We start from the raw sequence: 879 nt of genomic DNA on the forward strand, positions 1-879 counted from the left end.
GGGGTGTTCGGTGAATCCGGGATCAGGGTGTCGAGTTCGAGATCCTCCGCGGTCAGCGAGTCCTCGATCGCCCCGGTGATCGGATCCGACGGGACCGTCCGCGGGGCGTCGGCGCGATTGTTGGACGGCAGGTACGACAGCAGATCCCGCACGTAGTCGAGCGCGTCGTGCTCGCCGGAGGCGACGTAGTGCGCGACCCCGGACTTCTCCATGTGTGTCTTCGCGCCACCGAGCTCTTCCATCGTCACGTTCTCCCCGGTGACGGTTTTGATGACGTCGGGGCCGGTGACGAACATCTGACTGGTGCCGTCGACCATGACCACGAAATCGGTCAGGGCCGGGGAGTAGACGTGTCCACCGGCGGCGGGGCCCATGATCAGCGAGATCTGCGGGATCACCCCCGACGCGCGGACGTTGCGGTGGAAGATCTCCCCGTACAACCCGAGGGAGACGACCCCTTCCTGGATGCGGGCACCGGCACCTTCGTTGATTCCCACCAGCGGGCGTCCGGTCTTGACCGCCAGGTCCATGACCTTGACGATCTTCTCGCCGTAGATTTCCCCCAACGAGCCACCGAAGACGGTCGCGTCCTGGGAGAACACGCACACATCGCGGCCGTCGACGGTGCCGTAGCCGGTGACGACACCGTCACCGAGGGGCCGATTCTCGCCCAACCCGAAATTCTGGGACCGGTGCCGCGCCAACGCGTCGAGCTCGACGAACGAGCCCTCGTCGAGCAATGCCGTGATCCGCTCGCGTGCAGTCAACTTGCCCTTCGCGTGGACCCGCTCCACCGCCGCCTCACCCGAGGGATGCTCCGCACCCGCGAGACGTTTACGAAGATCGGCCAATTTACCCGCAGTGGTATGGATATCGGGT

Annotated in this window: 1 protein-coding gene; it reads right to left on the reverse strand. The window is 65.4% G+C overall.

The features are described 5' to 3' along the window. On the reverse strand, positions 1 to 879 hold an 879-nt coding region (locus CH294_RS16555; RefSeq protein ID WP_283164509.1), incomplete at both ends, for a carboxyl transferase domain-containing protein.

This window comes from Rhodococcus sp. 14-2483-1-1 (assembly GCF_002259335.1).
GTDB lineage: Bacteria > Actinomycetota > Actinomycetes > Mycobacteriales > Mycobacteriaceae > Rhodococcoides.